Consider the following 3422-nt stretch of genomic DNA (forward strand, 5'->3'; position numbering starts at 1 on the left):
CCCTTATACTCTCAACTTGACTGTTTCCAGTCTCGCTGCTTGTCTTGTGGCAAAATTTCATTGTTCTATTCACATCGAGATTCTGTTTCCACCGAGATTTTCAAGTCTTGGTTGCTGTGTCGTTTTCTCGTTTGCGGTTGCAAAGTTATAGCCTTTTTCGCCGCTGTGCAAATATTTTTACAACAATTTTTCAATAAAAAGGTTTATTTGTTGATAAATCATTGATAATTAATTGAATTAATAAATGTTAAAATCTCTTTCGAAATGTTAATCAAATTTTACTCCTTTGCTCATTTACGAGCATCAGCAATTCATCCCTTACATCGGAAGGCAATTCAAGACGACGCGCCGTGACGCTTCGCGCCCATCCCGACACATCTTCCGGACGCAACGTCATAAGAATTTCACGAAATTCCTCAACCTCTTCCGCTGTGTAATCATTGCCCGAACGACCGAAAAATCGATCGAGTTCCTCATCATCGTAATAAACAATCTCTCCTGACATCGGAGAAAGCGAGTCTTTTTCGCATACAAGATGCATTCCGCAACATCCCTCTTCCTCCTTATCGCCTTCTTTTATGTCATCCTTATTGTCTACCCCAATATCATCGTCCTCTATATAATTGCCCTCTCCGTTTTTTCTCTCGCGCTTCCGGTATTTCAATTCACCTATATAAAGAACAACACCGACTGCCATAAGCACAAACAATATTATCAACGCTCCTTTCATATTCACACATCTTCTTAATATTCTTAATAAATAATCCGTATCACAAACCCGATCTTCCTCAATTCGCCATAAAAACCAGGGAACGATTTTGACACACACTCTCCTCCGCGTATTGTAATATGATGCAGTTTTGCCGCTGCTATGGAGAAAGCCATAGCTATTCGGTGATCTTCATAACTCTCTATGATTACCTCTTTACTCATCGGCAAGCGTCTGCCGTCCCATGATATAAAGTCATCACCTGTCTCAACCGCAAACCCTATTTTCCCCATCTCCGTCTGCAAAGCCGAAAGCCTGTCAGACTCTTTATGTCTCAGATGCGACACTTTTATGAAACGGAAACGGATTCCGGCAAGAGCCATGCAAACCGCCAACGCCGGAACAAGGTCAGGCACATCTCCCATGTCAAACTCTACAGGCACCGACATACTCCTCCGACTGTCAATGACATGCCGGTTTCCATGCAACACAACCTCTCCGTCTCCCTCCCATTCCGATTCAACTCCGAGATACTTAAATATATCTGCAACCGCAGCATCGCCCTGCACAGACAAATCCGGCTTCCTCAACAATCCTATACGCACATCTTTGTCGGGAACCAGCAGACAATAAGCATAGAAAAATGCAGCGGCAGACCAGTCACCCTCTATATAAGGAGCAGAATCATCGTCTGACATCTCAAGCAAACGCTTCGTCATCTCCACATACGGACGCGACACAATCTCTCCACGCAACCCTAAAGACAACGGCAACGCCCACAACCGGGACACAAGCATGAGTGCCGATATAAACTGCGAAGAAATTCCGGCGTCTACCGCCACTTCTCCACCCTTGAGCTTTCCACCCTTTATATATATAGGAGGACACCCCTCTTCTTCCAGATATTCTATATCCGCGCCAACCGCCCGAAGTGCATCGACCAAAGGCGAAAGAGGTCGTCGTCTCAGCTGTGGTGAACAGTCAACAATACCGTCGAATCCCTCAATCGAGGCGACAAGAGCCGTAAAAAAACGCATTGATGTACCACCCGACCCAAGATCATAACGGTTTCCGGAATGCCCGAGCCGCAGATCTCTCAGTGCCGCACTCAACTCAAGGGTGTCGTCACAACGGGGCATATTCACATATTCCGGAGCCTCCCCCCTTATATAATCTATAATAAGCCTTCGCGCAGCAACACTTTTTGATCCCGGAATCTCAATTACGGGATAATCATCTCCGCAGAAACCGGAGTCATAGTCTATTTGGAACAACGACATCAGCTCCGCGGAAAAAGAAGACAAGCGTCTCCATACGACAGAAAACGATAAGCATGTCCAAGTGCCTCGTCATAAATCCTGCGCCACTGAAGCGGGCTTCTTCCGGGGTCGCGGTCAAGAAAAGAAGAGACAAGCAACAGCAGCGTTGACTGAGGCTGATGGAAATTAGTAACCACCACATCCACAATCCGCCATTTGAAACCGGGGGCAATCATTATTGATGTCGATGCGGTCAGTGTGTCAGCCCCCTTCTCTTTCATATAATCAAGAATGCTTACAAGATTTTCTATTACGTCTCCATGCAGCTCCACGCCCTCTGTATAAGGCGACCATTGGTCAACATGAAGCGTGACATTGCCTGACTTCAGCTGAGCGCCTATATAGGGAAGCGATTCAAGGGTACGCACGGAAGTCGTGCCCACTGCTGTTATCTTTCTGCCCTCTCGTATCACCGAAACTATTTTTTCAAGCGATTCCCGACCGATGCTGAATACCTCGGTATGCATCGGATGACCACCGATAGTTTCCGATTTCACAGGCTGAAATGTGCCGGCTCCGACATGAAGCGCAAGAGGAGCCACATCCACACCTGCCCCACGAAGCCTATCAAACAGCTGCGGGGTAAAATGAAGTCCGGCAGTAGGCGCCGCCACAGACCCCTTCACACGCGCATATACTGTCTGGTAATCATCGGAATCACTTTCTTCGGAATCCCGCTTCAGATAAGGGGGTATAGGAATATACCCCGCCGCATCAACGACAGAAGCGAAAGTCACCTCCGGATCATCCCACTCAAAAAGGATCTCTTGACCGTTTCCATCCAATGGTCTTACTTTTGTCGCACGGAGTTCCACAATCCTGCCATCGATATCCAGCTTCTTCACGAGAGCACCCTCTTTCCACCTTTTTAGATTTCCAACAAGACATCCCCAGCGACAGGAACCTGTTGACTGAAACATCAGCACATAGTCCTCGGGAGACAAAGGCTCAAGAAGAAACACCTCGATTTTGGAACCTGTCGACTTTTCAAAACGGATTCTTGCATTGATAACCCGCGTTTCATTACACACCATCAGCGTTCGTTCCGGAAGCAGTCCCGGCAAATCCGAAAACGTTCTGTGAAGAATGCCTCCGTCAGGCATACTTACAAGCAACTTGCAGCTGTCACGCTCCGCCAAGGGGTGACGCGGAATTTTTTCATCAGGAAGCGGATAATCGAAATCCGCGATTCTTATATCCCTTATATTTTTCATTATCAATAAATTTCAATCAAAAATAAGAGACAGTTTCTACACACTGTCGAATTTTTTTTTACAAAAGTAGCAAAAAAATTTGTGTGATTTAAAAATTGTTCTTAACTTTGCATCCGCAATCGGGCGATTAGCTCAGCTGGTTTAGAGCGTCTGCCTTACAAGCAGAGGGTCTGCGGTTCG

General features: G+C 46.4%; 3 protein-coding genes. All 3 read right to left on the reverse strand.

The window, feature by feature from the left end:
- Positions 1-271: 271 nt before the first annotated feature.
- The 3 genes from JX312_RS10770 to JX312_RS10780 are packed head-to-tail and all read right to left on the reverse strand — an operon-like array spanning position 272 to position 3245.
- Positions 272-730 (reverse strand): phospholipase, encoded by a 459-nt coding sequence (locus tag JX312_RS10770; protein WP_204457994.1) that lies wholly within the window; start codon positions 728-730, stop codon positions 272-274.
- A 23-nt stretch (positions 731-753) separates the two neighbouring features.
- Entirely contained in the window at positions 754-1989 is a 1236-nt protein-coding gene (locus JX312_RS10775) for a 3-phosphoshikimate 1-carboxyvinyltransferase (RefSeq protein ID WP_204457995.1), read from the reverse strand.
- Complete coding sequence (locus JX312_RS10780; protein ID WP_204457996.1) at positions 1989-3245, reverse strand: S-adenosylmethionine:tRNA ribosyltransferase-isomerase; 1257 nt, start codon at positions 3243-3245, stop codon at positions 1989-1991. The genes JX312_RS10775 and JX312_RS10780 overlap by 1 nt, the downstream gene beginning before the upstream one ends.
- Positions 3246-3422: the final 177 nt, after the last annotated feature.

This window comes from Barnesiella sp. CU968, from assembly GCF_905219685.1.
In the GTDB taxonomy this organism is placed as follows: Bacteria; Bacteroidota; Bacteroidia; order Bacteroidales; family Muribaculaceae; genus Lepagella; species Lepagella muris_A.

Coding starts and splice junctions, on each gene's coding strand:
- JX312_RS10770 (WP_204457994.1), bottom strand. CDS start 730: ATGAAAGGAGCGTTGATAATATTGTTTGTGCTTATGGCAGTCGGTGTT.
- JX312_RS10775 (WP_204457995.1), bottom strand. CDS start 1,989: ATGTCGTTGTTCCAAATAGACTATGACTCCGGTTTCTGCGGAGATGAT.